The following is a 4708-nucleotide window of genomic DNA, read 5'->3' as shown; positions in this document are numbered from 1 at the left end:
GGGAGGAGTGGTGGGGGAACACGCGACCCCGGCTCGTCCTCAAGGAGTGAGGACGAGCCGGGGTCGGTCGCTCGACGGTCAGGCGGCGAAGCGCTTGAACGCCGCCCGGGTGCCCGCACCGGCGATGCCGTCGATGGCGCCGGTGTAGCCGTAGTCGTCCTTCAGCAGACGCTGCAGCGCCTTGATGGTGTTGGGGCCGGGGTCGCCGTCGATGGCGCCCGTGTAGCCCCAGTAGGTGGCGAGGCAGCGCTGGAAGGCCTTCCAGCTGTTGGTGCCGAGCTGGCCGTCGATGGCCCCCGTGTAACCCCAGTAGTCCGCGAGGAAGTTCTGGACGTTCTTGGCCTCGGCCGAGGTCAGACCGAAGTTCTCCGTCGCGGTCACGGCGGCGGGCTGCGCGACCGCGGCCGTGTGCGCGGTGGTCGCGGTCGCCGCGAAGCTGGTGCCCGCGGTCGCCACACTGCCGGCGGCGAGGCCGGCAACGGCGATGAGGCCGGCGATGGTCCTGCCCAGAGCGTTCGGTCGCATGCTTTCCTCTTTCGGTCGTGGAATCCGCCCCTGTCCCGGCCGGCGGGGCAGGTGGCGAGACCAAAGGTGCAGGGTGCCCGGGGGCCGTGGCCACGGCTGGGACGCAGATGACGGCCGCTCGGGACGACCACCCCGCTGACCTGCGGCGACGGCGTCCTACGGGACGGTTGTGTGGGACACCTGTGACAGATGTGACGGGCTCATGCAGAATGCGCAGCAGTGAAGGGGGATGCTGTTCACGCTCATGACCGCATTTGGGGGACACATGCCGCGCCGCGAAGCGCTGCCCGCTGAAATCGATCCCTGCGCACGGGAGTTGGTGGAGCAGTTACGTCGGCTGAAGGACCGCGACGAGCTGACGATGCGGCACCTCGCGGCGAAGACCGGCTACAGCGCCAAGTCGTGGGAGCGGTATCTGGGAGGTGCGTCGCTGCCGCCCCGGGAGGCGGTGGAGGCGCTGGCCCGGCTCACCGGGGCCGACCCCGTACCCCTGCTCGCCCTGCACGAGGTCGCCGCCGACACCTGGGACGGCCGTCGCGGCGGCGCCGGGTCCGTCCCGCAGGCACCGATGCAGGCGCAGGCGCAGGCGCAGGCGCAGACACAGCCGCAGGCCGTGCCCTTGGGACCGCCCGTCGCCGGACCGTCCGTCGCCGGACCGGTGTCCGGGCGTCTGCCGCATCTCGCCCTCACGGTGGGCGTCCTCGCCCTGGCCGTCGCCGTCCTGGCGACGCTGCTGCTCGTACTGCGCCTCGAAGACGAGCACATCAGTCCGGCGGCCGTCGCCGCCACGCCCTCCGTCACCGAGACCTCGCCGCCCTCCTACACGTGCCGCGTCTCCCGGGTCGACGGCCGCTGGTCGGCGGGCGTCAACGGCGGCCGGGACACCGAGATCGTCTACGGTGCCACCGGTGCCGACGTCGCGGAGGCGCAGTGCCTGCTGCGCCGGACGGGCATCTCGCCCGGCGGGATCGACGGCATGTTCGGCCCGTTGACGCTGCGGGCCGTCAAGACGTTCCAGCGGCGCGAGGGACTGGTCGTGGACGGCATGCTGGGGCCGCGTTCCTGGAAGGCGTTGCGCGGATGACGCAGGGCGCACCCTCGCCACCGGGTGCGCGACTCGCCGCCGTACTGCAGGAGTTGAGGCAGCGCACCGGTCTGAGCCTGGCGCAGCTCGCGCAGGCGACCACCTTCAGCAAGTCGTCCTGGGAGCGCTACCTCAACGGCAAGGGTCTGCCGCCCCGCAGTGCGGTCGAGGAGTTGTGCCGTCTCGCCGGCGAGTCCGCCGACCGTCCGTTGGCGCTCTTGGACATCGCCCGCGCCCATCGGACTACCGGTCGGACGACTCGTGGGACCCACCGGACGCCGCAGGACGGCACCGGGCCGGAAGAGACGGCACCGGGCGGCACCGATGCGGACGAGAAGGCGCCGGACGACACCGGCCCGGGTGAGGTGGTGCCTGCCGGGACCGGGGCCATCCCTACCCCCGCCCGCCCCGTCGCCCACCGGCGCGTGGTCTTCCTCACCGCCCTCGCGTCGGTCTGTGCCCTGGTCCTGGGGGCGCTCGTACTCGTCAACCTTCCCCCCTCGCACCGCGAGGAGGCGGTGTCGGCGTCCCCCACGTCCCCGGCGTCCTCTCCGGCCACCGGGCCGTTCTGCCGGCACACCGCCTGCCAGGATGAGGACCCGGTCGCGATGAAGTGCGGCGCCGAGCCTCTGACGCTCGCCGAGCACGAGACCGCCACGGGCGCCTGGGTGCAGATCCGCTACAGCCAGGAGTGCGGGACGAGCTGGGTCCGGATGTGGGGCGCGGCCGTGGGCGACCGCGTGGACACCGTGACGGGCGGCCGGGGCGGCGCCCGTCACGGCGCGCGGGTCACCAGCCGCGACGAGGCGGACACCTACGTCCACACCCTTATGAGCGTGGTGGACCCCGGGACGCCGGTACGGGCCTGCTTCCGCCCCGCGGCGGGCGGCGCGGAGGAATGCTTCGGGACCCGCCCGGACCAGGCGGCCCTCACCGGTCCCACCGTTTCCACCATTCCCACCGTCCCCTGAACCCCGGTCAGCTCTCCGCGTCGCGGACCAGGAGCGCGATCTGCACCCGGTTCTCGACCTCCAGCTTCGCGAACAGGCTGCCGGTGTGCGCCTTGACCGTCGCGACGGTGATGCGCAGCCGCTCGGCGATCTGCGGGTTGCCCAGTCCGTCCGCGATGGCCCGGGCGGTCTCCCGTTCCCGTTCCGTCAGTACGGACAGCCGTTGGCGCGCGCTCTCGCGGGAACGTTCGCGGGTGTGCGAGGAGTCCGGGCCGGTGGCCGCGGCGATCACCCGTGCCGTGGCCGCCGGGGACAGCACCGGGTTGCCGTCCGCGACGGTCCGCACCGCGTCGAGGATGCGCGCGGGGGGAGTGTCCTTGAGGACGAAGCCGAGCGCTCCGGCGCTCAGCGCCCCGAGCACCAGGTCGTCGGAGTCGAAGGTGGTCAGCATCAGCACCCGGGGCGGCGCCGGCCGGGCGAGCAGTTCCCGGGTCGTGTCCAAGCCGTCCCGGCCCGGCATGCGCACGTCCATCAGCACCACGTCGGGCCGCTGTGCGTCCACCACGGCGAGCGCGGCGTTCCCGTCGGCGGCCTCCGCCACGACGGTCAGGTCCGGTTCACCGTCGATGACGAGCCGTAGGGCCATGCGCACCAGTTCCTCGTCGTCGACGACGACCACGCGTACGGGACCGGGATCGGGACCGGGGCCGGGACCGGGGCCGGGGCCAGCATCGGGACCGGGACCGTGTCGGGTTTCCACTCATGCGCTCTTTTCGTGGCTGTGGGCGGCGGCGGACCCGTCGGGCCAGGGCAGCCGTGCGGTGAGTACGTACCCGCCCTCGGGCGTGGGACGGTGGTCGAGTTCGCCGCCGGCGAGGGTGATCCGTTCGCCGAGGCCCAGCAGGCCGAAGCCGGAGGCCGGGGGCCGCGCGGTGCGCAGCGGGGCCGGTCCGTTGCGGACGCCGATGTCGAGAGTGGCGCCCGCGGTACCGGCGAGGGTGATACGTACGACCGCGCCGGGGGCGTGCTTGGCGGCGTTGGTCAGGGCCTCCTGGACGATGCGGTAGCAGGTCCGTCCGATGCCGTCGGGCGGGGAGCCGGTCACGGCGTCGCTGAGCCGGACGTCGAGGTTCGCGGCGCGGGCGTCGGCCACCAGGTCGGGGATCCGGTCGAGGGAGGGCTGGGGCGGTTCCGGGCGACCGTGGTCGGAGCGGAGCACGCCGAGGACCTCCCGCAGCTCCTCCAGCGCCTGGTGGGAGCCCTCGGCGATACCGCGGACCAGGAGGCGGTTCTCGTCGGCCGAGAGGTCGCGACGGTGGTCGAGCACCCCGGCCTGCATGGCGACCAGGGAGATGCGGTGCGCGAGGACGTCGTGCATCTCGCGGGCGATCCGGTTGCGTTCCAAGGCCCGTGCCTGCGCCGCCCGCGCGCTCTGCTCCCGTTCCGCGCTCTCCGCGCGCTCCCGCAGGGACCGCACCTCGTTGCGCCGTGCCCCGACCGCCATGCCGACGGCCACCGCGATCCCCGCGGTCAGCGTCGTCAGCGCGACCTGGACCCACCACGGCACGTCGGCCGACCCCTGCAGCGGGTACACCCCGGTGGCGAGCTGTGACGCACCCACGTACGCCACGACGACGGCCCCGATCTCCACCGGGCGGCGGCGGGTGGCGAGCGAGCCCATCGCCAGCAGCGCGGCACCGGTGGCGAGCACCGACACGGCCGAGGCGACCGTGACCGCCAGGGCGACCGCGAGGGGCCACCGCCGCCGCCACAGGAGCGCCGCCAGGCAGCCCAGGGCGAGCAGCGGGTCACCGACGAGGATCCAGGCCCCCGGATCACCGGACTGCTTCCGCATCAGCGCGAGCATCGAGAGCCAGATCGGCAGGCTCGCGACCGTGACCGCCGTCAGCCGCCAGGTCTGCTGCCACGCCCCGAGCCGCGGCGCACCGTCCGTGTTCACCAGGCCATTGTCGCCACTCGGCGCGACCGGTGGATCAGACCTGGGACCGAGGCGCCTTGGTCCCAAGTCCAACCTGTGCCCCTCCCTGGGTCGGGGGCGGGCCGGTCCGCCGGGCCGATGTGCCGGCCGCCGCCGGTGAACAGACTCCTTCACGTGCCGGTACCTCCCTCCCACCGGCCCCCACCGCAT

Annotated in this window: 5 protein-coding genes; 2 read left to right on the top strand and 3 right to left on the bottom strand. The window is 73.6% G+C overall.

All coding sequences use genetic code 11. The annotated features are described in order from the left end of the window. Window positions 1-78: 78 nt before the first annotated feature. A complete protein-coding gene (locus tag FGF04_RS12690) occupies window positions 79-525 on the bottom strand; it encodes a peptidoglycan-binding domain-containing protein (RefSeq protein ID WP_149511416.1) in 447 nt (148 codons plus the stop codon). A 229-nt stretch (window positions 526-754) separates the two neighbouring features. Between FGF04_RS12690 and FGF04_RS12685 the strand changes: the two genes are divergently transcribed. Continuing rightward, window positions 755-1609, top strand: coding sequence for a peptidoglycan-binding protein (locus tag FGF04_RS12685; RefSeq protein WP_235882307.1), 855 nt, complete (start codon window positions 755-757; stop codon window positions 1607-1609). After that, on the top strand, window positions 1606-2580 hold the full coding sequence (locus FGF04_RS12680) for a helix-turn-helix domain-containing protein (RefSeq protein ID WP_149511415.1): 975 nt from the start codon (window positions 1606-1608) through the stop codon (window positions 2578-2580). The genes FGF04_RS12685 and FGF04_RS12680 overlap by 4 nt, the downstream gene beginning before the upstream one ends. Before the next feature lie 7 nt (window positions 2581-2587). Here the strand turns inward: FGF04_RS12680 and FGF04_RS12675 are convergent, their stop codons facing one another. Beyond that, entirely contained in the window at window positions 2588-3238 is a 651-nt protein-coding gene (locus FGF04_RS12675; RefSeq protein WP_268893770.1) for a response regulator transcription factor, read from the bottom strand. An 81-nt stretch (window positions 3239-3319) separates the two neighbouring features. Beyond that, window positions 3320-4519: a sensor histidine kinase gene (locus tag FGF04_RS12670; RefSeq protein WP_188114066.1), complete on the bottom strand. Its 1200-nt coding sequence runs from the start codon at window positions 4517-4519 to the stop codon at window positions 3320-3322. Between the last annotated feature and the right edge of the window lie 189 nt (window positions 4520-4708).

The sequence above is a fragment of the Streptomyces apricus genome (assembly GCF_008369065.1).
Classification (GTDB): Bacteria; Actinomycetota; Actinomycetes; order Streptomycetales; family Streptomycetaceae; genus Streptomyces; species Streptomyces apricus.
This window is presented reverse-complemented; position numbering and strand designations above follow the sequence as displayed.

What these genes read in the sequence shown, in the direction of transcription:
- FGF04_RS12690 (WP_149511416.1), bottom strand. Translation starts at nt 525, where the DNA reads ATGCGACCGAACGCTCTGGGCAGGACCATCGCCGGCCTCATCGCCGTT.
- FGF04_RS12685 (WP_235882307.1), top strand. Translation starts at nt 755, where the DNA reads ATGCTGTTCACGCTCATGACCGCATTTGGGGGACACATGCCGCGCCGC.
- FGF04_RS12680 (WP_149511415.1), top strand. Translation starts at nt 1,606, where the DNA reads ATGACGCAGGGCGCACCCTCGCCACCGGGTGCGCGACTCGCCGCCGTA.